The organism is bacterium (genome assembly GCA_024224155.1).
GTDB lineage: Bacteria > Acidobacteriota > Thermoanaerobaculia > Multivoradales > JAHEKO01 > CALZIK01.
Genome location: JAAENP010000044.1, coordinates 1 through 617, shown reverse-complemented (window position 1 = coordinate 617; position 617 = coordinate 1). Strand labels below are relative to the sequence as shown.

General features: G+C 61.8%; 1 protein-coding gene. It reads right to left on the bottom strand.

Translation table 11 applies throughout. The features are described 5' to 3' along the window. Nucleotides 1–617: hypothetical protein (locus GY769_02730; protein ID MCP4200832.1), on the bottom strand; the 617-nt coding region annotated here is incomplete at both ends.

The window sequence follows — 617 nt, the reverse complement described above, 5'->3', positions numbered from 1 at the left end:
TGTACACGTAGCGGTAGAAGTAGCGGCCGTTGACACCGCCGGAAATGGTCGATTTAGCCGTACCCGTGCTGTAGGTAACGCCGAACTTGAACTCGTGATCGCCGCCGAGAAAGTCGTCAGCATAGGTCGAGACGGTCGCGTCGACGGCTTCTTGGGAGGTGTCCCAGCTCCACGGGAAATAGAGTCCGCCGCTGTAGTGTTCCGGACCGCCGCCGGGCGGCGAGTAGTCGATGAAGGGATCCTCCTGACTGCCGGTGCGGGATTCGTAGATGTCGATGCCGTCATAGCCGGAGTAGGCGACCTCGAGGAACGTATTCGAGCTTATGACCTTGTCGAACCGGAGGCCCCATGCAGGATTCTCGTCACCCTCCGTGCCGCTCGCCGAGGCGGTCTCGAACGCATCGGAGAACCTCCAAGGCCAGTTGTCGACGTGATACTTGGCCTGGAAGCTGAGGCTCTGCGTCGGCGCCCAGTTGAGCTTGAGGGCGTACCGGTCCGAGAAGATCTCGTAGGGCAACCCGGAAGGGTCGCCGACCTCGTTGTAGGCGTCGCGGAGGATCTCGAAGGCGCCGAAGAACCAGGCCTTGTCCTTCTTGATCGGACCGCCGAGGGTGACC